21 protein-coding genes and 1 pseudogene are annotated in these 22,143 nt (G+C 65.8%); 14 read left to right on the top strand and 8 right to left on the bottom strand.

Going from position 1 to position 22,143, the window contains the following annotated elements; all coding sequences use genetic code 11:
* Nucleotides 1-156: 156 nt before the first annotated feature.
* The gene (gene solA / locus ROP_RS37435) at nucleotides 157-1,332 is read left to right on the top strand and encodes an N-methyl-L-tryptophan oxidase (protein ID WP_012686894.1); all 1,176 of its coding nucleotides are present in this window, start codon (nucleotides 157-159) and stop codon (nucleotides 1,330-1,332) included.
* An 88-nt stretch (nucleotides 1,333-1,420) separates the two neighbouring features.
* On the opposite strand, the gene ROP_RS37430 is transcribed toward solA, so the two are convergent.
* The 5 genes from ROP_RS37430 to ROP_RS37410 all read right to left on the bottom strand — a co-directional run bounded on the left by ROP_RS37430 (nucleotide 1,421) and on the right by ROP_RS37410 (nucleotide 6,316).
* The gene (locus ROP_RS37430) at nucleotides 1,421-2,794 is read right to left on the bottom strand and encodes an NAD-dependent succinate-semialdehyde dehydrogenase (RefSeq protein WP_007295987.1); all 1,374 of its coding nucleotides are present in this window, start codon (nucleotides 2,792-2,794) and stop codon (nucleotides 1,421-1,423) included.
* 101 nt (nucleotides 2,795-2,895) lie between these two features.
* Nucleotides 2,896-4,152 (bottom strand): aspartate aminotransferase family protein, encoded by a 1,257-nt coding sequence (locus tag ROP_RS37425; RefSeq protein ID WP_012686893.1) that lies wholly within the window; start codon nucleotides 4,150-4,152, stop codon nucleotides 2,896-2,898.
* A gap of 46 nt (nucleotides 4,153-4,198) precedes the next feature.
* Nucleotides 4,199-4,633 (bottom strand): hypothetical protein, encoded by a 435-nt coding sequence (locus tag ROP_RS37420; protein WP_007295989.1) that lies wholly within the window; start codon nucleotides 4,631-4,633, stop codon nucleotides 4,199-4,201.
* A gap of 55 nt (nucleotides 4,634-4,688) precedes the next feature.
* Nucleotides 4,689-5,294 carry a GNAT family N-acetyltransferase gene (locus tag ROP_RS37415; RefSeq protein WP_007295990.1) on the bottom strand — a complete coding sequence of 202 codons (606 nt, stop codon included), beginning with the start codon at nucleotides 5,292-5,294 and terminating at the stop codon, nucleotides 4,689-4,691.
* Between the two features lie 107 nt (nucleotides 5,295-5,401).
* Complete coding sequence (locus ROP_RS37410; protein ID WP_258085263.1) at nucleotides 5,402-6,316, bottom strand: cation diffusion facilitator family transporter; 915 nt, start codon at nucleotides 6,314-6,316, stop codon at nucleotides 5,402-5,404.
* 84 nt (nucleotides 6,317-6,400) lie between these two features.
* On the opposite strand from ROP_RS37410, the gene ROP_RS44585 reads away from it, so the two are divergent.
* The 12 genes and pseudogenes from ROP_RS44585 (at nucleotide 6,401) to ROP_RS37360 (ending at nucleotide 19,176) form a co-directional block, all read left to right on the top strand.
* Nucleotides 6,401-6,682 (top strand): hypothetical protein, encoded by a 282-nt coding sequence (locus tag ROP_RS44585; RefSeq protein WP_007295992.1) that lies wholly within the window; start codon nucleotides 6,401-6,403, stop codon nucleotides 6,680-6,682.
* 670 nt (nucleotides 6,683-7,352) lie between these two features.
* Nucleotides 7,353-8,897 carry an ABC transporter substrate-binding protein gene (locus ROP_RS37405; protein WP_231869132.1) on the top strand — a complete coding sequence of 515 codons (1,545 nt, stop codon included), beginning with the start codon at nucleotides 7,353-7,355 and terminating at the stop codon, nucleotides 8,895-8,897.
* A 22-nt stretch (nucleotides 8,898-8,919) separates the two neighbouring features.
* On the top strand, nucleotides 8,920-9,621 hold the full coding sequence (locus ROP_RS37400; RefSeq protein ID WP_012686891.1) for a haloacid dehalogenase type II: 702 nt from the start codon (nucleotides 8,920-8,922) through the stop codon (nucleotides 9,619-9,621).
* Nucleotides 9,618-10,895 carry an NAD(P)/FAD-dependent oxidoreductase gene (locus ROP_RS37395; RefSeq protein ID WP_007295995.1) on the top strand — a complete coding sequence of 426 codons (1,278 nt, stop codon included), beginning with the start codon at nucleotides 9,618-9,620 and terminating at the stop codon, nucleotides 10,893-10,895. The genes ROP_RS37400 and ROP_RS37395 overlap by 4 nt, the downstream gene beginning before the upstream one ends.
* Before the next feature lie 64 nt (nucleotides 10,896-10,959).
* Nucleotides 10,960-11,882, top strand: a pseudogene (locus ROP_RS37390) (ABC transporter permease).
* Nucleotides 11,869-12,771 (top strand): ABC transporter permease, encoded by a 903-nt coding sequence (locus ROP_RS37385; RefSeq protein ID WP_007295997.1) that lies wholly within the window; start codon nucleotides 11,869-11,871, stop codon nucleotides 12,769-12,771. The pseudogene ROP_RS37390 and the gene ROP_RS37385 overlap by 14 nt, the downstream one beginning before the upstream one ends.
* Before the next feature lie 47 nt (nucleotides 12,772-12,818).
* Nucleotides 12,819-13,541 (top strand): GntR family transcriptional regulator, encoded by a 723-nt coding sequence (locus ROP_RS37380; RefSeq protein ID WP_007295998.1) that lies wholly within the window; start codon nucleotides 12,819-12,821, stop codon nucleotides 13,539-13,541.
* A gap of 1 nt (nucleotide 13,542) precedes the next feature.
* Nucleotides 13,543-14,544 (top strand): ABC transporter ATP-binding protein, encoded by a 1,002-nt coding sequence (locus tag ROP_RS37375; RefSeq protein WP_007295999.1) that lies wholly within the window; start codon nucleotides 13,543-13,545, stop codon nucleotides 14,542-14,544.
* Nucleotides 14,541-15,587, top strand: a complete 1,047-nt coding sequence (locus tag ROP_RS37370; protein ID WP_007296000.1) for an oligopeptide/dipeptide ABC transporter ATP-binding protein — start codon at nucleotides 14,541-14,543, stop codon at nucleotides 15,585-15,587. Before ROP_RS37375 ends, ROP_RS37370 begins: the two co-directional genes overlap by 4 nt.
* Nucleotides 15,584-17,062, top strand: coding sequence for an aldehyde dehydrogenase family protein (locus tag ROP_RS37365; protein ID WP_007296001.1), 1,479 nt, complete (start codon nucleotides 15,584-15,586; stop codon nucleotides 17,060-17,062). The genes ROP_RS37370 and ROP_RS37365 overlap by 4 nt, the downstream gene beginning before the upstream one ends.
* A gap of 83 nt (nucleotides 17,063-17,145) precedes the next feature.
* Entirely contained in the window at nucleotides 17,146-17,583 is a 438-nt protein-coding gene (locus ROP_RS41950) for an ArsR/SmtB family transcription factor (protein WP_007296002.1), read from the top strand.
* 102 nt (nucleotides 17,584-17,685) lie between these two features.
* Entirely contained in the window at nucleotides 17,686-19,176 is a 1,491-nt protein-coding gene (locus tag ROP_RS37360; protein ID WP_007296003.1) for an aspartate ammonia-lyase, read from the top strand.
* A gap of 132 nt (nucleotides 19,177-19,308) precedes the next feature.
* Here ROP_RS37360 and ROP_RS37355 read toward each other — a convergent pair whose 3' ends face one another.
* The 3 genes from ROP_RS37355 to ROP_RS37345 form a co-directional block, all read right to left on the bottom strand.
* Entirely contained in the window at nucleotides 19,309-19,731 is a 423-nt protein-coding gene (locus ROP_RS37355; protein ID WP_007296004.1) for a hypothetical protein, read from the bottom strand.
* Nucleotides 19,732-19,792: 61 nt separating this feature from the next.
* A complete protein-coding gene (locus ROP_RS37350) occupies nucleotides 19,793-20,455 on the bottom strand; it encodes a class I SAM-dependent methyltransferase (RefSeq protein ID WP_007296005.1) in 663 nt (220 codons plus the stop codon).
* 34 nt (nucleotides 20,456-20,489) lie between these two features.
* Nucleotides 20,490-20,750, bottom strand: coding sequence for a hypothetical protein (locus ROP_RS37345; RefSeq protein ID WP_007296006.1), 261 nt, complete (start codon nucleotides 20,748-20,750; stop codon nucleotides 20,490-20,492).
* 144 nt (nucleotides 20,751-20,894) lie between these two features.
* On the opposite strand from ROP_RS37345, the gene ROP_RS37340 reads away from it, so the two are divergent.
* Entirely contained in the window at nucleotides 20,895-22,139 is a 1,245-nt protein-coding gene (locus ROP_RS37340) for an MFS transporter (protein WP_007296007.1), read from the top strand.
* Nucleotides 22,140-22,143 lie beyond the last annotated feature (4 nt).

The raw sequence follows: 22,143 nt of genomic DNA, 5'->3' as shown, positions 1-22,143 counted from the left end.
CCCTTGTGATGTTTCTAGTAAAATATCAGAATGCAGGGTGGAATGTGCGTGACATGTACAGCCGGGTCCGCGGGTCAGCCGCGGACATCGCTATCAGAGCGCCGCCGCTAGCTGCGGCGGACTCCCCCACCGACTCCCCACACCGAAAGTAGCTCCATGACACAGCCTTCGAAAGATGACGCCGAGGTCGCCATCGTTGGACTCGGTGCGATCGGGTCCATGGCGTTGTGGCGCCTGGCCGAGCGTGGCGTCCGGGTCCACGGATACGAGCGTTTCGGGGTCGGTCACGACCGCGGCGCCTCGGCCGGCCAGACCCGGCGGTTCTCGGCGCAGAGCCAACGTGTTCATCAATGCACTCCCCTGGCGCTCGACGCACTCGGTCTGTGGAGGGAACTCGAGCACACCACCGGGCGCGGGCTGCTCGAGATCACGGGCGGTCTCATTCTCGGGCCGAACGACAGCGACGCACTGATTCTCGCCCATCAGTCGGCAATGGCGGCGGGGCTCGAACACGAGCTGCTCGACAGCACGGAGCTCGCCAGACGGTACCCCCAACACCTGGTACGGCCGACCGACGCCGCGATCACCGATCCCTTCGGGGGTTTCCTCCGACCCGAACTCAGTGTCGTCACCGCCGTGGACCGCGCACGGGCTCTCGGGGCGACGGTCTCCGATTACACCCGGGTGTTGGGCGTCGAGCCGGACGGTGCCGGTGTAACGGTGCGAACTGCCGAGGGTGTCCGCCGCTACAGCCGTGTGGTGGTTGCGCCGGGCCCGTGGGCGCGGGACCTGCTGCCGGCAGCCGCGGCGACGGTATTGCCGAGACGGCTCGTGCAGGCGTGGTACCTGCCCCGCGACGTCGACGCCTATCGGTCGTCGAGGTTTCCGGTGTTCGAACGAGTGGGTGACATCCGCGCGTACGGCTTTCCCACCATCGATGGGGCTACGGTCAAGGTCGGCATCTATACCAGCGGTCATCCCATCGTCTATGACACCGAGAATCCGGCATTGACTGTGGGCCACAGCATTGTTCGCTACTTCCGGGATGTGGTCGAAGAGTATTTTCCCGGGCTCCATCCGGATCCGATCACGACGACGGTCAACATGGAGGGGTACACCACGGACGGTCAGCCGATGGTCGGAGCGGTTCCGGGCACGGAACAGATCGTGGTGGCGTGTGGCTTCTCCGGGGCTGGATTCAAATTCGCGCCGGTCATGGGCGATGTCGTCGCCGATCAGATCATCGAGGGATCGACGGACCGGGATGTGGAGTTCCTCGCCCCCGGACGGAATCTGCAGGAGTGGGCACCGGAGACCCGGACACCGGCATGACGAGCGCAGTCCCCACGTGACGCGGTGACCGGGCCGCCAAGCTTGGGGACTGCGAAACTTTCCGGTGGAGTAGCGCTTGTGGCGGAGCTCAGCTGTACAGCGGCGGTACGGCCAGGTATTTCGTCTGTTGGTACTCGAGAAGGCCCTCGGCGCCGCCTTCTCTGCCGAGCCCTGATTGTTTGATGCCGCCGAATGGCGCCGCGACGTTGGAGACGAGACCCCGGTTGATGCCGATCATCCCGGCCTGTAGCCGCCCGGCGACGCTGCTTGCCCGTCCCAGATCCCGGGTCACCAGGTATGCCGCCAGCCCGTACTCCGTGTCGTTGGCCAGGGCGAGGGCCTCGTCCTCGGTCCTGAATCGTGAGATGGCCGCGACGGGGCCGAAGACCTCTTCACGGCAGATCAGGGCGCCGCGATCCGCGTTGTCGAGAACGGTTGGCGGATAATAGAAACCAGGGCCGTCGGGGACCTTTGCCTGCGCCCGCAGTGAGGCGCCCCGAGCCAGGGCGTCCTCGACCAGACGGCGGGCTTTGGCCACTGCCGGTGCGGACACGAGCGGCCCCAAGTCGACTCCCTCGGTGCCCGGGGGACCGACGCGCATGGCGTTTACCCGCGCCGCGAGCGCGTCGGCGAACTGGTCGGCGACCCCGTCCTGGACCAGGAAGCGGTTCGCCGCGACGCAGGACTGACCGCCCATCCGCATTTTGGCGATCATGGCCTCCTCGACGGCGGTGTCGAGGTCGGCATCGTCGAACACGAGGAAGGGGGCGTTGCCGCCCAGCTCCATCGACATCCGCAGGACGCGTCGGCCGCCCTGTTCGAGCAGGATTCGCCCCACGGCGGTCGAGCCGGTGAAGGACACCTTCCGCAGTCTGTCGTCCGCCATGAGGGCGGCGCACACGGGCGCCGCTTCCGTCGTGGGCAGGACCGACAACACACCGGGAGGCAGCCCGGCCTCGAGCGCGAGTTCGGCCAAGATCAGGGAGGACAGTGGTGTCAATTCGGAGGGTTTGAGGATGGCGGTGCAGCCCGCGGCGAGTGCGGGAGCGAGTTTCCTCGTCGCCATCGCCAATGGCACATTCCACGGGGTGATCAGCAGGCACGGGCCGAGAGGTTCGGCGACGGTGACGATATGGGACCGGCCGTCCGGTGACGGGGTGCTTCGACCGGCGGGCCGGACCGCTTCCTCGGCGTACCAGCGGATGTAGTCCGCGGCGTAGTCCACCTCACCGCGCGCTTCGGCCAGCGTCTTGCCGACCTCGAGGGAGATCGTCACCGCCAGGCGTTCGCGGTGTTCGTGGACAAGTGCGAACAGGCGGTGCAGGATGCCGGCGCGGGCGCGCAACGGGAACCGCGCCCAGGTGTCGCCCGCCTCGTGTGCTGCCGTGAGGGCCAGACGAGCGTCGGCGACCGAGCAGTCCGGTGCGGTGGCGACGATCCGTTCGGTGGCGGGGTCGATCACCTCGAAGAGGTTGCCGTGTTCGGGTTCCGGCGAGAAATCCGGTGGGGATCGCCAGAGCTGAGACCAGTGCGGGTTTGGTGGCCGCGTCGATGCTGGTCATGTCAGGCCGCCTTGTCTTCGAGCGCGGAGAGTTGGTCGCCGATCACCGACATCGCGAATTCGATCTCCTCTTTGGTGATGACGAACGGTGGGCAGACATGCAGCGTGTTGTCGGCCAGGAGCCGGGTCAGGACACCTTCTCGCCGGCAGTCGCGCACCACTTCGTTTCCGTCGATGTCGGGATGTAACTGGATTCCGGCCATCAGGCCGATGGCGCGGACCTCGGCGACGAAGGGTGATCGGGTCAGTGGTGTCAGGGCCTGTGCGAGCACGGGTTCCAGGTCCGCGGCTCTGCGAACGAGGTCTTCTTCCTCGATGATGTCGAGGTTGGCTGATGCCACCGCGCACGCGGTGGCGTGGCCTGAGTAGGTGAGGCCGTGGCGGAAGATGGGCGCGTCGGCGCCGATGAAGAACGGCTCGGCGACCCTGGGTGCGATGCCGACCACACCGAGCGGGAGATATCCCGAGGTGATGCCCTTGGCCATGGTGATGATGTCCGGTTCGATGCCCCACCGGGTGCAGCCGAACCAGTGCCCTGTCCGGCCGAATCCGGTGATCACCTCGTCGGCGATGAGCAGGATGTCGTGGTTTTTCGCCAGGGCGGCGAGGCCGGGTAGGTAGCCCTCGGGTGGTGGTACGACTCCGCCGGTGCCGATGACGGGTTCGACGATGATCGCGGCGATGTTCTCGGGCCCGAGTCGATCGATGACCTCGGCCGTGCCGGCGAGGTCTGTTTGCGGGACCCGGGCGGTGTCGGGAATCAGTGAGGCGGTGCCGTATCCCTCGCGGTTGAAGTCGAGGCCGGCGATGGAGGTGCCGAAGCCGTGAAGACCGTGGTAGCCGCCGCGCCGGCTGAGGATGGTCTTCTTGGTGTCCTTGCCGAGGACGTTCCAGTATCGGCGGGCCAGCTTGCAGGCGGTGTCGACGGAATCCGAGCCGCCGGAGGTGAAGAAGATCGAGGCGTCGTCGATGGGGAGCAGCGCGGACACCCGTTCGGCGAGCTCGAGGGCGGGCTTGTTGGCGTGTGCCCCGAACAGGTGGTACGTCTCGAGTGTGCGGATCTGTGCCGCTGCCGCGTCCGCGATGCGTGCGCGTCCGTGGCCGACGTTGGCGTACCAGAGGCCGGCCGGCAGATCGAGCAACCGCTGGCCGTCCTCGGTAGTCACCCATGCGCCGTCGCCGGCCGTAATCACCAGACGCTCTTGCGGAGCGGTGGGCATGTGCGTCTGCGGGTGCCACAGTATGCCGGTCGTCTCCATGGTGGTTTTCTCCTGGATCTGTGAGTCGGACGTCGAAGAGTCGAGGTCAGACGGCGGCGGTGGCGGCGGTGGCGAACTCGTCGACCTCGGCGGCGTGAATGTGCAGCATTCGCGCGAGCAGCCCGTTGCCTCGGGTGAATTTGAGTGGCAGCGGTCCACCGGCGGCCACGGCCTGCTTGGTTCCGTCGAAGAAGGCGGTGCCCTGGTCGGGTGACTTGTCGGACTTGTCGTCCGGGTACAGCGGGTTGACGGTGTTCTCGATCTTGGGCCACAGTGCGCGCGCCGCCTCGGTGGACTCGAACTCGAGCACGAGGACCAGGGTGTCGGGGAGCAGTTCGTTCGCGACTTCCTTGAGCACGGAGCCACCGAGATATCCGGGGTGGCCGTCGAGTGAACGAAGCCACTCGCCGAGGTAGGCCTGGGCCTGCTCGGCCTTGCCGGTTTCGGGTACGAAGATGAAGAGGTCACGTCGCTTGGTCATGTGTTCGCCTGCCTTCTCGGTTGGATACGGACTTTCTCGGGTGGATACGAAAATTTCAGATGCTGGACTGGCTGTATGCGGTGGACTTGCAGCAGTGGGCTGCGGTTGCGTCGTCGACCGGGATTTCGAGGAAGATCGCGCGAGATATCCCGGTGGTGTCGTCTTCGATGATCCGGGCGCCCATGGAGAGCCAGAATGGGATTGCCCCTGGTGAATGCCGAAAGGTGTGCAGCGCGATCGTCGCGTAAATGCCTTCCTGCGCAACGCGTTCGAGGACGGCGTCGACGACGATACGTGCGATGCCGCGCCGGCGGTGTTCGCGAAGGACGTAGACGCGAACCAGTTGGCCGGTGTGGCCGTCCCGATACCGCTCGACGAGGTTCTGCGGGCTCAGTCCTTCCTTCAGCGCTCCCCCGCGGATGCCGCCGGTGGCGAGCAGTTCCCCCGTCGCGCGATCTGCCACGACCAGCATGAATGGGCCCTCGGGTTCGAGATACCAGCCGATCATGTCGTCGATGTCGGCGTGGACGCGGGGATCGTATTCATCCCCGAAGTCCTCGACTACCGACCGCAACATCAGTGCGCGAGCTTCGGGCAGGTCGTCGATGGTCAACTCCCGTACGACGAAGTCGTGCTCGCCGCTCGTAGTGTCACCAGACATGGTCTTTGCCTCCAAATGTGTGCATAGTGCTCAGTGGTGGTCGGTGTCCGCGGCAGGGGTCGGCCGGTGCGCCTGGAGATGGGTTGGGCCGCCGCGGGTTGCGCCGGTTACCTGCGGGTTTTCGCCAGATAGCGGCTGCGCGCTTCGGCGCTGGCATGGTGTCCGGACAGCTCGTGCAGCTCGTCGAGTTCGCCGGCGCTCAGGTCCGGGTGGAGGTGGACGACGACCTCTTCCAGGTGCGGCGTGGTGTGCAGCAGCTGGTGTTGGACCTGTTCGGCGATGTGATGGCCGTCCACCACGCTCAGTCCCTTGGAGACAACGACATTGGCGTCGGCCTCCATCCGGTGACCGCTCCAGCGAGCTCGGACACGATCGACGTCGACCACGCCGTCGACGGCGGCCACGGTCGTCGTCATGCTTTCGATGACGCCCGGGTCGACCCCGTCCATCAGTCGGCGGCAGATGGTGCGCATGGAGTTGAACAGGATCCACAGGATGGCCGCTGCGATGAACAGCCCGATGATGGCATCGAGGCGTTCGAATCCGAACCAGACACCGATGACGCCCACGACCACGGCGATGGAGGTCAATCCGTCGGCGCGGGCATGCTGACCTTCGGCGATCAACGCTGCTGAGCCGATCTTGCGGCCGGTACGGATCCGGTAGACCGCGACGACCTCGTTGCCGAGGGCGCCGACGAGGCCGGCGGCGAAGACCCAACCCAGGTTCGTCAGAGGTCGTGGGTTGATCAACGCATCGATCGATTCGTAGATGATCAGGGCGGCCGATGCGGCGATGACCAGCGAAATCAGCACCCCGACAAGATCTTCTGCGCGTCGGTAGCCGTAGCTGTAGCGCTTGCTGGCGGCGCGTTGTCCGATCCTGAAGGCGATGACCAGCGGAATGGTGGTCATGGCGTGTCCGAGGTTGTGCAGGGTGTCGGCGAGAAGGGCGATCGAGCCGGATATCGCGACGATGAAGATCTGCAGGATCGCCGTGGTCATCATTCCCGCGAGGCCGATCCATGCCGCGCGAATGCCTTGGCCGCTCGATTCCTGAGCCGATTGGATCGCCTCGTTGGCGTCGTGTGAGTGCGGAACGAAGATGTGCTTGAGCTTGGCCAGGGCGCCGTGTCCGTGGTCGTGGTCATCGTGGTCGCCGTGTCCGTGGCCGTGCCCATGACCGGGGCTGTGGTCGTCGTGGCGCTGGTCATCGTGGTCGCCGTGAGGATGGCCGTGACCGGGGCTGTGGTCACCGTGGCCGTGGTTCTCGTGGCGCTGGTCGTCGTGGGCGTGGTCGGCATGTCCGCTGGCAGTGCGGGAGTGCGCATGAGCTCCGTGTTCGTGTTTCGGCGCATGGCTGCCCACAGAGCTCGTGTCGGTGGCTGAGATCGCGGGGTGATTCCTCATGAAGGAGGTCCTGTCTCTGGATGAGGCGTCGACAGTGACACCGTGATATTTCACCTGATACATTAGGACCTCGTCAGGGTTCCGTCAACGCGAACGACGTTCCCGGGTTCACGTTCGACGACGCCCAGTCAGCTACAACGGCAACATTGTTAACAGCGGGACGCGAATCCGTCGCGGGATCGCCATTTTCGGGAATTGGGCCCGTGACACAGCCTTTTCATGCCCGAACCCAGCGCTGCGACCGAAAGCATGGACGGCGTATTACCGTCGGATTCGCGGCACCGCAGCCCGTTCGGCGTCCGATCCCCATTTCGATGCCTTGGCCACGGATTGCGCTGTACAGTAACCGTTCTAGGAACCCAGCCGCGCCGAGAATCTTCGGTCTACCGGAAGGAGGCGGCAGCGGTGGATGCACTCCGATCACTCTCCGAAGAGGTCCGGCACTCGCCCCACCCGCGGGAGTAAATCAGGGCCACAAGGCATCTGCGGGTGTTGCGCAAGTGTTAACAACATGGACCGCAATGATGTAGTTGTTGACAATGTTTACGGAGCCTCCTTAGTTTGATTGTCAACCAGACCCACGAAGCTCTGGCTGGTTCAAAACCGGCACCTTCCCCGGCCGGTCCATCCCAATTCCTTGGTGGCATTCATGCGAATCTCAAGATGTGTTCGATGGCCGGCCGTCGTTGTGGCCGGAGCACTCGCTGCAACTGCCTGTGGCAGTTTCGAAGGCAGCACAACCAGCGGTTCGGGCTCCGCCGACAATCTGACGGTCAGCCTGCAATTCACCCCGCGGGCGAACTACTCCCTCGAAACCGACGACGCGTTCGTCCTCTCCCAAGTCGGTTGCCTCGAAACCCTGGTGAAATACGACGCCGAGGCCGGCGCACTCGTGCCGCTTCTGGCAACGGAGTGGGTTCAGACCGAACCCACGGCCTGGGACTTCACGCTTCGAGAGGGGGTGAAATTCCAGGACGGGACCGACCTCACGACGGCCGCCGTGGTCGCCTCCCTGCAATACCTACTCCGAGCAGATGCTCCGCCCCGGGCCTTCACTCCGAAGCTGATCACGTCCGTTGAAGCACTGAATGATTCGACTGTGCGGATACGCACTCCCGAACCGAGCGCGCTGGTGCCCTTCCGTTTGGCGAGTATCAACACCGGAATTCTGGCGCCGGCCGCGTACACCGGCACCGGCATCGACCCGCTCTCGCACTGCACCGGCCCCTACACTCCGGTCGCGCAAACCCCGGCCCAGTCGATGACCCTGGAAGGAAACACCGCCTACTGGGGCGGGAACGTACCGCTCAAGTCGGTGACGGCCCGGTTCATTCCGGAGGGCGCCACCCGGGCCACGCAGGTCCGCACCGGTGAGTCGCAGATCGCCCTCGGACTTCCCGCATCGACCGTCCCGGAGCTCGAGGGCGATGCGCGCATCAAGGTCAGTAGTGCGTTCACCCCGCGCACCACCGGCCTGTATTTCAATCAATCCCGGGCACCGTTCGACAATCCCGAGGTGCGTAAGGCCGTGCAGGCTGCGGTCGACGTCGAGTCGATCACCGCCAGTGTCTTCGGCGGGCAGGCGCACCCGGCCATCGGACCGTTCGCGCCCACCGAAGCGTGGGCCCCCGATTCTCAACCGGTGAACCGCAACCTCGACCAGGCCCGCCGTCTGCTCACCGCAGCGGGATACGCACCGGGACAACTGAAGCTGACGCTGCTCGCCTACACCGAGCGCCCCGAGTTCGCGGACCTCGCCGCGGTGATCCAAGCCAACCTGGCCGAGATCGGAATCGACGTCGGCGTGCAGGTCAGTGACTACTCGGCAATCGAGCCCTCGCTGTTGGACGGCTCATACGACCTCGCGCTGCTGTCCCGTAATCACCTCACCGACATCGCCGATCCTCTGGGGTTTCTCACCGCCGACTACTCCTGCGGTGGGGGATTCAACATCAGCCAGTACTGCGATCCGGCGATCGACGCGCAACTGAGCGCCGCGAACACCGAGAACGACCCGCAACGACGGAACGCGATCTACGCCGACGTCGCCTCGCAGTTGCAAGCGGACGCCGTCACCACCTTCATCGCCCACGAACAGACCACCGCCGCACGGCTGGAGACCATCGAGAGTTTCGTCGACGACCCCCTCGCGCGATACGCCGTCACCCCGGATCTCACCGTCTCCAACAGCTGACAGGAAAGGACATTTCACCGTCATGGAACTGAGCGATTTCGAACCCAAGTTCATCACGTTCGACTGCTACGGGACACTGACCAACTTCCAGATGGCCGAGGCGGTCGCGCCGCTCATCAAAGACACAATCGCCCCTGCCGATGTCGCGGCCTTCAATGCCGACTTCCGGGCATACCGGATGGATGAAGTGCTCGGGCCGTTCAAGTTGTATCCCCAGCTGCTGCGCGACTCCTGGCTCCGCGCCTGCAACCGCTGGCGAATTCAGTTCAAGCCCTCGGACGTCGACGCCATCATCGAGGCGGTCGGCTCGTGGGGCCCGCACCCGGACGTGCCGGAACCTCTCGCGGCATTGGCCGCGGAATATCCGCTGGTGATCTTGTCCAATGCGGTCGACAGCATGCTGGCCCGCAACATCGAGCAACTCGGTGTCGACTTCCACCGGGTCTTCACCGCCGAGCAGGCCGGTGCCTACAAGCCCCGCTACCGGGCGTTCGAGTACATGCTCGACCAACTCGATGCCAAACCGAGTGAGATCCTGCACGTCTCCTCGCACATCTGGTACGACGTGATACCGGCGCACGAGCTTCGAATCACGCACAAGGTCTACGTCAACCGTGGCTACGATCCGTCTACACCGTTCTACGGCTACGCCGAGACCACGGACCTGGGCGGAGTGCCGGCGCTGCTCGGGCTGCGCGCGATGAGCACCGCGGACGCATCGTGAAGCTCGGGTCCTACTGGCTGGACACGGCCGAGCCAGGAGCGGACTACCGCCGCAACGATGTGCCCGCGCACGCCGACGTCGCCGTCATCGGCGCCGGTCTCACCGGGCTGTCGACCGCACTGCATGTGGCGCGAGCCGGCGCCTCGGTGGTGCTGCTCGAGGAGCACACGATCGGATGGGGTGCCTCCGGACGCAATGGGGGCATGGCCACCACCGGGCTGGCCATTTCCTTTCCCACCGCGGTGCGACGGTACGGACCCGAACGGGCGAGGGAGATGTTCCTCGCCTACAACGCCGCCATCGACACGATCGAAGACCTCGTCACCACCGAGGGCATCGACTGCGCATTCGAGCGCACCGGGAAACTGACGTTGGCCTGCAAACCCAGTCACTACACCGGATTCGAGCGGTCCGCGGAACTGATCAGCAAGTACACCGGCCAAGACGTCGCCCTGATCCCGCCCCAGGACATTCGCGACGAGATCGGCAGTTCCTTCTACCACGGCGCGATGGTCGACCCCCTCGGCGCCGGGGTACACGTCGGCAAACTCGTCCACGGGCTCGCGCGGGCGGCCGCCGCCAACGGCGTGTCGATCCACGAGGGCTGCAAGGTCACCGCCATGACCAAACGGGACGGATACCAGCACGACATCCAGACCGCTCGGGGTGTGGTGCGGGCCGACCAGGTCGTCGTCGCCACCAGCGGCTACACCGGAGGCCTGACCCCCTGGCTGCGGCGCCGGATCGTGCCGATCGGCAGTTTCATCATCGTCACCGAACCGCTCCCCCAGCACGTCGTCGACGAGCTGCTCCCCCGCAAACGCGTCGCCGCCGACAGCAAGCACCTGCTCTACTACTTCCGCATCACCCCGGACAACCGGCTCCTCTTCGGTGGTCGTGCGCGGTTTGCGATGTCGAACAGCGGATCCGACATCAAGAGCGGTCAGATCCTGAAGCGGGCCATGACCAAGGTCTACCCGCAGCTCGCCGATGTCGGCATCGACTACTGCTGGGGTGGTCTGGTCGACATGTCGGTCGATCAGATGGTGCACGCGGGCGAACAAGACGGCCTGTACTACTCCGTCGGCTACAGCGGCCACGGCGTGCAAATGGCCACCCACATGGGAAAGGTCCTCTCCCACATCGTCACCGGCGACACCACGGCGAATCCGTGGAGAGATCTGACCTTCCTGCCGGTGCCCGGCCACTTCGGACCGCCCTGGTTCCTGCCCCCGGCCGGGGCCTTCTTCCGAGTCCTCGACCTGGTCCGCTGAACCGTCGCCGCCGCTGAGACCGAAATACCGAAGGAGGTGTGTAGTGATCGCCATCGTCCGACGCATGTCCGTGCTCGTCGCCACCTTGCTGATCGTCTCGTTCGTCGTCTTCCTCATCCCGTACATCACCCCGGTGACCCGGCGCGGAAGATTCTCCGAGCAAGGGTCAACGACGTCACCATGGATCCGGAGGTCGTCGAGCGTCTCCGCGCCGCCTACGGGCTCGACCGGCCGCTCGTCGTGCAGTATTTCGACTGGTTGGCCAAGGCCGTCACCGGTGACCTCGGGTTGTCGTACACCAGCCGATCCCCGGTCATGGAGATGATCGGGCACGCACTCTCGGTCACCGCGATACTGGCAGTCACCTCGCTGCTGGTGGCGTTACTGTTCGCCCTGCCCCTCGGATCCATCGCCGCCATCAAGCGGGGCACACCGACGGACACCGTAATCACCACTATCACCCAAGCTTTCGTCGCGATCCCCGAGTACTGGCTCGCCCCCGTGCTGATCCTGATGTTCGCGCTCAAACTCGGCGCCTTGCCGTCGGCGGGCTGGACCGGCCCGTCCTCGATGATCCTTCCCTGCCTGACCCTGGCGCTGCGGCCGATGAGCTACTTCACGCAAGTCACCCGGGCCTCGATGGTCGACGTCCTCGAATCCCCGCACATCACCGCATCACGGGCCCGCGGCCTGACGTTCCGGGAGACGATGGTCCGGCACGGCGTGCGGAATTCGCTCCTGCCCGTGGTCACCTTGTTCTCGGTGTGGCTGGCAGGTCTGCTCGGTGGTTCCGTCGTCGTGGAGGTCATCTTCGCGGTGCCGGGCATGGGCCGGCTGCTCTACGACTCCGTCATGAACGGGGACGTCCCGGTGATCCAAGCATCGATCATCAGCATCGTCGCGCTGGCCGTCATCATCACCACCGCGACCGATGTGCTGTACACCTACATCAATCCGACGGTGAGGTCAGCGAATGTCCCTGCTTGACAACCCGACTGCACCGGCGCCCAGCCGGCCAGAGCGACCCGCCCCACGCCGCGCCTCCACCCCGAGCCGGGCCGTACACGCCCTGCGGAACACCCCGGTCAGCCTGATCATCGGCATCGCCGTCATCGTGGCGATCACCGTCATCCTTGTGCTGACCCCGTGGATCATGCCCTACAACCCGTCGGCCCAAAACCTCAGCGACCGGCTGGCACCGAGCTCGAGCAGCCATTGGCTCGGCACCGATCAACTCGGCCGCGACGTGCTGAGCCGGCTGATGGACGGCGGCCGCTTCTCTGTCTCGATTGCCGCCATCACCCTGGCGATCTGCGCGGTGAGCGGCACCCTCATCGGCATCGTCTGCGCCAGGCGACGCGGCGCCCTCGACCAGTTCGTCATGCGGGTCACCGACGTCCTGCTCGCCTTTCCCGAAATGATCGTGGCCATGTTCCTGGTGTCCATCCTCGGCGCCGGATACACGACGCTGATCCTCGCCCTCGTCATCGGCGGATGGACCCCGTTCGCCCGACTCGCAAGAGGGTTGACGCTGGAAATAGACTCACGCGACTTCATCGAAGCCGCTCGCGCGCTCGGCTGCTCGTCCACCTTCATCGTCTTCCGGCACATCCTTCCCAACGCACTGAGCCCGCTCACCGCACACGCGGCACTGCGCTTCGGGCACAAACTCATCACCGTCGGCGCCCTGTCCTTTCTAGGGCTGGGCGTGCAACCACCCGACGCCGACTGGGGATCCATGCTCGCCGATGCCCAGCCCTTCATGTCCGCCGCACCGGGTCTGGTCATCTATCCCGGTCTCGCCATCTTCATCACGGCATTGAGCGTGACCCTCATCGGTCAAGGCATCAACGCCCGCCGCAGCCGCCAGAGCTGACGCTGCACCCGTCCGGCCCAAAGCACCGCCAAGGAGGGACCGTGAATATGCGAAAAGCGCCACCCGACAACGATGTACCGAAGCGCACACTCGCCGCTGTCGTGACGTCGCAGATACGTCAACGCATCTTCGACGGCACATTCGCACCGGGTATGCCGCTCAACGAGGTGGAACTGGCCGCGCAGTTCCGCACGAGCCGCGGGCCCGTTCGTGAGGGATTGCAACGGCTGGTGCAAGAAGAGCTGCTCGTGCGCACCCCGCACCGCGGGATCACCGTCCGGGTGCTGACCGCAGAGGACTTGGAGGATCTCTACTTCGCCCGTGCGACCGTCGAACGCGCCGCACTGATTCGGCTCGTCACTCGCGGCGCCCCGGCTTCACTGATCGCCGAACTCGAACAAACGCTCGGGCGCATGTCCCTCGCGATTCACCGAGAGGACTGGGTACAGGCCTCGGCGTTCGATCTCCGATTCCATGAGATCGCGGTCTACGCGGCGGGTAGTGAACGGCTCACCACCATGTACGCCCAGCTCGCCGGACAGACGCGACTGGGATTGAACATGTTGGTCGGCACCTACAAAGGCCGTGGCGATCTCCTCGACGAGCATCAGCACCTGCTCAGGCTGATCACCACCGGGAACCTGCCTGCCCTGATCGAGGCACTCGACGCGCATTTCGGTGACGCGATGAACACCCTCACCACGCACCGTGACGACACATCCGCAATCGCAGTCGCAGTCGCACACACTCACCAGCACCACGGAGGATGACATGCCCGAGCTGTTGAATGTCACCAAGTTGTCGGCAAGGTTCGACGGCGCACCCACGAGCCCGGTACTCGACGAGGTGAGTTTCCACATCGATCGCGGTGAAATACTCGCCCTCGTCGGGGAATCAGGGTCCGGCAAGAGCATGACCGCGCTGTCGTTGATGCGCCTGCTCCCGCGCGGCGCGCAGATGAACGCCAGCGCGATCACGCTCGACGGGGTCGATCTGCTCGGGTTGTCCGATCGCGCCATGAACAAGGTGCGGGGCGGCCGAATCGGGGCACTGTTCCAGCAGCCCAAGCGGATGCTGGACCCGACCTCCACAGTCGGTGCGCAGGTCGCGGAGCCGCTGCGACGGTATCTCGGGATGAACCGGCACTCGGCACGACGGGCCGCGGTCGAACTACTCGCCGACGTCGGCATCGCCGAACCGGACCGCCGAGCCCGCTCCTACGCACACCAGCTCTCCGGTGGTATCGCACAGCGAGTGATGATCGCGATCGCGCTCGCCGGACAGCCGCAACTGTTGATCGCCGACGAACCGACGACCGCCCTCGATGTCACCATCGAGGCACAGATCCTGGCGCTGATCGCAGCCAAGCGCACACAGCTCGGCATGTCCGTCCTGTTCATCTCGCACGATCTCGGCGTCGTCTCCGCCATCGCGGACCGCATCGCCGTGATGTACGCCGGGCGCATCGTCGAAGAGGGGACGACCGCGGACATCCTCGCCGCACCCGAGCACCCCTACACCCAAGCCCTCATCAACGCCTCGATGCTCAAGACCACCGCGACCGGGGAGCTGTATGCCATTCCCGGAAACGCCAGCTCCGCCCGCGACCTGTCGGCGGGCTGCCGTTTCCGGTCCCGATGTTCGGTGGCAGCGACCGCACACGTGGAACATCAATGCGCCACCACCGAGCCCGATCTCACTGCGGGCCGGCACGAGCCCCACGAACACTCCACCCGCTGCTGGGCACCCATCCACCTCGGGGAGTCCGCATGACCTCGATGATGATGTCTCCCCCGCACCGTCGTGCGGAGCACGCACCCGACATGGTCGTTATGGAGGGCGCGGTCAAACGCTTCCCCCTGCCCCGCCGCGGTCTGCGCCGCACACGCGAACATGTGCACTCCATCGACGGCGTCTCGCTGACCATCAAGGCCGGGCAGGTTCTGGGACTGGTCGGCGAATCCGGTTCCGGCAAAAGCACAATCGCCCGGGCAATACTCCGGCTCATCGAGCTCGATGCCGGCACCGTCGCCATCGACGGGCTCGACACCCGAACCATGAAAGAGTCTCAGCGAAAACAACTGCGGCGCATCGCCCAATTGGTCTTCCAAGACCCGCACGCCGCGATGGACCCGCGGATGACCATCGCTGACAGCCTCTACGCCGTCCTCGCACAACACCGCATCGGAACCCGCGCCGAACGGGGGCTCGCGATCTCGGCCTCGCTGCAGGAGGTCGGGCTCGACGACACCTACCTGGGCCGATACCCGGGGCAGTGTTCGGGCGGTCAATTGCAACGCGTGGTCATCGCCCGCGCCCTGCTCCTCAAACCGCGACTGTTGATCTGCGACGAGCCGACCTCGGCACTGGACGCCTCGGTACAGGCCAGGGTCCTCAACCTCCTCACCCGGCTCCGCCGTGAACACCACCTCACCATGGTCCTCATCTCGCATGACCTGCGCGTGGTGCGATTCGCCAGCGATCGGGTCGCCGTGCTCTACCTCGGGCAGATCGTGGAGATCGCCGACCGCGACGACCTCTTCGAAGGATCGGTGCACCCCTACACCCTCGCGCTCCTCGCGGCCGCAACCCACGCACACCCCTGCACGGGCCACGCCGAGGCTGCCGGCGAACCGCCCTCGCCGATCAACCCGCCACCCGGCTGCCGATTCCATACCCGGTGCCCGCTCGCCGTGGACCGATGCCGCGCCGAACAACCGGTGTTGACCGAGATCGCGGCGGGACATTCGGTGCGCTGCCACCGATGGAATGACGTCCGAGCCGCACTAGTACATGACAAGGAGAAGTCGGTATGACATCCACGGTCACCCCAGCCGACACCGCACCCGCACCGCAGAACCCACTGTGGCGGCCCCTCGCGGGCGGGTTCTGGGAAGGACTGTGGCGAGACGGTGCACGGCACCTCCACGTCTACGACCCCGAGGACCGCACCCTGGTCGGCACCGTCATGAATGCCACCGACCACGAAGTGGACAAGGCCATTGCCTTCGTCGCCCGCGGCCACCGGCAGCGAGCCTGGCCACTGTGGCAACGGCGCGAGGCCATCGAGAAGGCGGCGGCACGGGTGGCACACGATCGGGAACGATTCGCGCGCCTGATCACGGCGGAGTCATCCAAGACTCTCCGGGAAGCCGACCGCGAAGTCACCCGGGCGATGGAGACACTCCGACTGTCCGCCCAAGCCTCCTCCGCCTTGACCGGCCGCAGCATCGCGTTCGACGACACACCACGCGGCGAGGGCTGGACGGGCTGGTACACCCGCGAACCCGTCGGAGTCGTCGCGGCCATCACCCCATTCAACGATCCCCTCAACCTGGTGGCGCACAAGCTCGGGCCCGCCCTGATCGCGGGCAATGCGGTGGTGCTCAAACCCTCTGGGGCCACCCCCGTGACGGCGCTCGCCCTCGTCGATGTCCTTCTCGCCAGCGGCGTACCACCGGAGTACCTCGCGGTGGTCACCGGCGATACGGCGGGGCAGGCCCTGGTCGCCAACCCGGCGATCGACGTCGTCTCCTTCACCGGCGGCCCGGCGACGGCCGACCTGATCGCGCACGCCGGGCCCGCCCGCAAACTCCTGATGGAGCTCGGGGGCAACAATGCGCGGATCGCCTGCGCGGACGCCGACCCCGAGGAAGTCGCCGCGTCCATTGTCGACGGCGCGTTCGGGGTGGCCGGCCAGAACTGCCTGTCGGTGCAGCGGGTATTCGTCCACAACCGTCTCTACCGCACTGTCGTGGACCGGGTGGTCGAAGGTGCGTCAGCTTTGGTGGTCGGCAGTAAGCGAGACCCGGCCACCGATATCGGGCCCCTCATCGACGAAGACCAGGCGCGCCGCATCACCGGATGGATCGATGAGGCCGTCGACGGCGGCGCGGTGTTGCGGACCGGTGGCGTCCGCACCGGAACGTTCGTGACCCCGGCAGTGCTGACCGACGTGCCCCGCGACGCACAGATCAGGACCAACGAGGTGTTCGGGCCGGTGGTCATGATCGACCCGTTCACCGACCTCGACTCGGTGATCGATTCGGCCAATGCAGTCGATACCGGGCTGCAAGCGGGCGTGTTCACCCAAGATATCGATGTCGCTCTGGACCTGGCCGCCAAGCTCCGGGTCGGCGCAGTGCTGATCAACTCGAGTCCGGACTTCCGGATCGATGCCATGCCTTTCGGCGGAGTCAAACGATCCGGCATCGGCCGCGAAGGTGTGTGGAGTGCAGTCGAAGCACTCACCGAACCGAAAATCGTCGCAGCCCGAACGCAACGACCCTGATCATCACGACACCGATGTCGCGACGCATTGTCCCCGGCAACACGGGTTCCACCACGACGCACTGAGCGGAAAGCGGGGGCTCGATGCTCCACCACAACGAGGCAACGGCCCGGTCCCTACCGCGGCCGCAGTGGAATAACGCCAATGTGGCCTTCCTGGTCGAGGTGTTTCGGCTCTTCTCCGATCCCACCCGTGTCCGAGTGGTGTGGTCGCTCACCGGCGGCGAGCGATCGGTCAACGACATCGCCGCGATAGTAGGCACTCCGGCATCGACGGTCTCTCGGCATCTGGCCCAACTCAGAGCAGCGCACTTGGTGGCCTCCCGCAGGATAGGCACTCGCCGGCTCTACCGACTCGAAAATGATTACGCCAGGATGCTCATCACCGACGCCCTCTCCTGCAGCGGGGTTACGGGAGGTCGCGGTGCCGGCGCAACCGGACCTCCAGAGACGGCGAATGCCCCTCCTCCCAGCGCCGGGGTGACCGGAGCGGGTAGCAAATTTGCGTGCGCAGCCTCGTGAGACCGATGCGGCCTTCCCGCCCCAGCCGTCCGAGTCTGTTCACCATCCGACATGCCCATCCCCGATCCGCCTTGTTCAGATCTGCTCGAGAGAGAAGGCCCGATGCCCCCTCCACCTGTCACGCGGGACGAACACGATCTCCTCGGGACCCGCCCGGTCTCCGATTCCGCCTATTACGGCATTCACACACTCCGAGCGGTAGAGAATTTTGCGATCACGGGAACCCCGATCAGTGTCTACCCCGAATTGATTGTCGCCTTGGCCAGCGTCAAAGAAGCCGCAGCACAGACGAATCATCAGCTGGGTCTTCTCGACACACGACGGATGACGGCAATCGTGGAGGCATGCAGAGAAATCCGCGGCGGCCGGTTTCACGATCAGTTCGTCGTCGATGTCATCCAAGGCGGCGCGGGCACGTCGACGAATATGAACGCCAATGAGGTCATCGCCAACCGCGCACTGGAAATACTCGGGCTCCCTCGCGGAACCTACCGCGAGGTGCATCCCCTCGAGGACGTCAACCTCAGTCAGAGCACCAACGACGTCTACCCCACCGCAATCAAGGTCACCCTGCACTTCGCCATCGATCACCTCCGAGCGGCAATGAAAGACCTCGCCACCGAGTTCACGATCAAGGCGACGGAGTTTCACGACGTGGTGATGGGCCGCACTCAGCTCCAAGACGCCGTCCCCATGACACTCGGACAGGAATTCGGCACCTACGCGGTGATGGTGACCGAGGACGCCGACCGACTGCTCGAAGCCGAACGCCTCGTCGCCGAGATCAACCTCGGTGGCACCGCCATCGGCACAGGAATCAACACCCACCCGCTGTACGCGGAAACCGCCTGTGAGGCTCTCCGTGCCATCACCGGCCTGCCCTTGACCACCGCAACCGACCTGATCGAGTCGACACAAGATGTCGGATCATTCGTTCAGCTGTCCGGAGTTCTCAAGCGCACCGCGGTCAAACTGTCGAAGATCTGCAACGACCTGCGCCTGCTCTCCTCGGGTCCACGCACCGGCCTGGGCGAAATCAATTTGCCAGCAGTCCAAGCGGGATCATCGATCATGCCGGGCAAAGTCAACCCGGTCGTGCCGGAGGTGGTCAACCAGGTCGCCTACGAAGTCATCGGGAACGATGTCACGATCAGCCTGGCCGCAGAAGGGGGCCAACTCCAACTCAACGCCCTCGAGCCGATCATCGCCTCGAGTTTGTTTCAATCCCTGACACATCTCAGTGCAGCCTGTCGGGCTCTCACGGAGCGATGTGTCCCGGACATCACCGCCAACGCGGACAAACTCCGCGCCGATGTCGAACATTCCATCGGCATCATCACCGCGTTGAACCCGCACATCGGGTACACCGCCGCCACTTCCGTTGCTGAGGAGTCGCTTTCCACTGGCCGCAGCATTCCGGACATCGTGGTCACACGCGGGCTCCTCACGGCAGACCAGCTCGAACGGTTGCTGCGACCGGAAGTTCTGGTGCGACCACAACAACTCGAACACTTCAGGCAAGCGCGCGCCTTCGTGGAAATACCGACACCCGATTTCTGGCACCCCCCTCTCCAAGGTGAAGCGCCCGTGTGACACGCAGACACACGGCGCCGAACCCGTGCCACTACGGGGGCCTGGCCCGGAGACTTGGGGACTGCACATCATGTCGGTCACGCGCGTCGATGCCACCACCGATCCTCGGATCTGTGCTTCCGCTCGACCATCTCACCTGCGGTGGTCATCCATTGCACGAAGAAAGTGGCGGAGGCTACGGGGCAGGTTTTGGTTGCCCTCACGGTCGCGGACGAGGAAGTCGTCGCCGGCGACGCGGGCCAGCGTTGTGGTGACGTGGGAGCCGATGGTGCCGCCGGAGAGAACGCTCAGCAGCGTGGTGCGGTCGGCGGCATCGAGGCGCTCCCACAGGTCGGTGTAGCTGAGATTGTAAACCTGCCGTCCATGGGTCGACGGGTCCCAATACGTGAAGGTGAACTGGCGGACCAGGTCTGTTCCGGTCGCGGCTGTGCCGCGTAATTCGAGCCTGGACCAGTTGTATATTCCGCGTTCGCGCAGCGCATCGGCAGCCGTGTCGAGTGCGGTGTGCCGGGACCAGGCGCGTGGGAGATCGAGTATCAGAAGTCCCAGTCCCATTCGCACACGATAGGGCTCAGTGCGGTGCGATGCAGGATGAGAACCGCACTCGCTCCGCTGCTCACCGGGTCTTGTCCGCCTGGAGGTAGCGCAGCCAGGGCTTTTGTTCGCCGGTTGCGGTGGTGTGCAATCCAGCCCTGTCGAGGAGTGCGGCGAAGTCGTCGATCGGGGTGTGCTGCATGGCGTGCCCGGCGAGGGCCCCGATCAGATGGTTCGCGACCGGGTTGGTCGGCGGACGGAAATCGGCGATCAGCACCCGGCCCCCGGGCCGCAGGACCCGGGCCATTTCCCGTGCCGCGGCGGCGCGGGCGTTCGGGGCGATGTGGTGGATGACCAGGGTCGAGGTCACCACGTCGAAGGAGTTGTCGGGGAAGGGCAGCCGTTCGGCGGCCGCGACGGAGAAGGTGGTGTGCGCGGTGCCGCGCCGCCCGGTGGCGTAATCGATCATCGGCGAGGACGGGTCGATGCCCTGGGCCCGGCCGCCCGGCTCGATCGCCGCGGCAAGTCGGGTGGCGAAATAGCCGGTGCCGCACCCCACATCGAGGACGCGGTCGCCCGGACCGGCGCCGCTGAGAGACACCAGCCGGTCGAAGACCCGGCGGCGCCGGCCGAGGAAGGCGGCCGCGGAGACGAGTTCGTACAGCCGTGCCCGGCGGATCAGTCCGCCGCTGGCGTCGTCCGCGTGACCGCGGTGGTCGCCGAGAAGTCGTGCCCCCAGTCCCACGGTGCTCCCCCTACCTGTCAGATGGACTCGTCTGTCAGAACGAATTGATTCCCACCAGGACCGCGCCGGCGGCGGCCGGGATCAGCACCCCCAGCCCGAACGAGGCCAGCCGGGCGCCGGCGGTGCGGTGACCGGCGAGGTGGAACACGGCCATCCCGGCCAACCCGAGCGCGGCCGCGGCCAGCACCAGGTACAGCGGGGTGAAGGCCAGCACCGCGGCGCAGCCAAGGACGAATCCGGCGGCGCCCCAGCCCCACCGCAGATCCTCGACCTCCAGACTCGACGCCGCACTCACCACAACTCCTCGCTGACCTGCGTTCTTACCCGGAACGTTCCTCTCCCTCAGCCGACCCGTAAACCTCACATGGTTGCGCAAGTGCGCACATATAGGATTATGGTCGAGTCGGTAACCGTTGTGAAGAGGTCTGGAGGTCCTGGGGTGCTCGAGGTGTTGCGTCATCGCACGTTCGGCCGGTTGTTCGCCGCGCAGATCGTGGCCCTGGTGGGGACGGGTCTGCTGACCGTGGCCCTGGGCCTGTTGGCCTACGATCTGGCCGGCGCCGATGCCGGGGCGGTGCTCGGGACCGCGTTGGCGATCAAGATGGTCGCCTATGTCGCGGTGGCCCCGGTGATCTCGGCGCTCGCCGATCGGGTGCCGCGGAAGGTGTTGCTGGTGGGGGCGGACGTCATCCGGGCGGCCATCGCGGCGGCGCTGCCGCTGGTGGATCAGACCTGGCAGATCTACGTGCTGATCTTCGTGTTGCAGGCGGCGTCGGCGACGTTCACCCCGGCGTTCCAGTCGCTGATTCCGGCGGTGCTGGTCCAGGAGGCGGACTACACGAGGGCATTGTCGCTGTCCCGGCTGGCCTACGACCTCGAGTCCCTGCTCAGCCCAATCCTCGCGGCGGCACTGCTGACACTGATCAGCTACAACTTCCTGTTCCTCGGCACCGTCGCCGGGTTCGTGGGTTCGGCGTTGCTGGTGATGAGGACGGTGTTGCCGCGGCCCGTCCCGGCGGACCGGTCGGTGCCGCTGCTTCACCGCATCACCCTCGGGGCGCGGGTGATGGTGGGCCGCCCGGTGCTGCGGGGGTTGCTGGCGATGAACATGGTCGTCGCCGCCGCGACCGCCCTGGTGGTGGTCAACACCGTGGTGTACGTCCGGGATCTGCTCGGCGGGTCGAACACCGGGGTCGCGGTGGCGCTGGGCTGCTTCGGCGGCGGGTCGATGCTGGTGGCATTGGCGCTGCCGCGGCTGCTGATGGCCCTCGAGGATCGCCGGCTGATGCTCACCGGGTGCGCGATCCTGCCGGTCGGGCTGGCGGCGGCCGCGCTGATGCTCTTCGCCGCCCCCACCCCGTCGGTGGGGTGGGGGCTGCTGGCCGGGATCTGGATCGTGCTCGGTGCCGGGACGTCGATGATCAACACCCCGTCGGCGCGGCTGCTGCGCTACGAATCCGACGAGCAGAACCGCAGCGCGGTGTTCACCGCCCAGTTCTCGCTCTCGCACGCCTGTTTCATCCTCACCTACCCGCTCGCCGGGTGGGTGGGCGCGCAGGTCGGGCAGGTCGCCGCGGCCCTCACGTTGACCGTGCTCGCTACACTCGCAGGACTGGCCGCCGCACGGGCCTGGCCGGCACGGACCGAGCCGCTCGTCGAGGCGGTGGTGGCGGGAAGGCGGTAATGCG

Origin of the sequence: Rhodococcus opacus B4, assembly GCF_000010805.1 — a bacterium.
In the GTDB taxonomy this organism is placed as follows: Bacteria; Actinomycetota; Actinomycetes; order Mycobacteriales; family Mycobacteriaceae; genus Rhodococcus_F; species Rhodococcus_F opacus_C.
The sequence above is the reverse complement of the archived record's forward strand: the minus strand, read 5'-3'. Positions and strand labels throughout refer to the sequence as shown.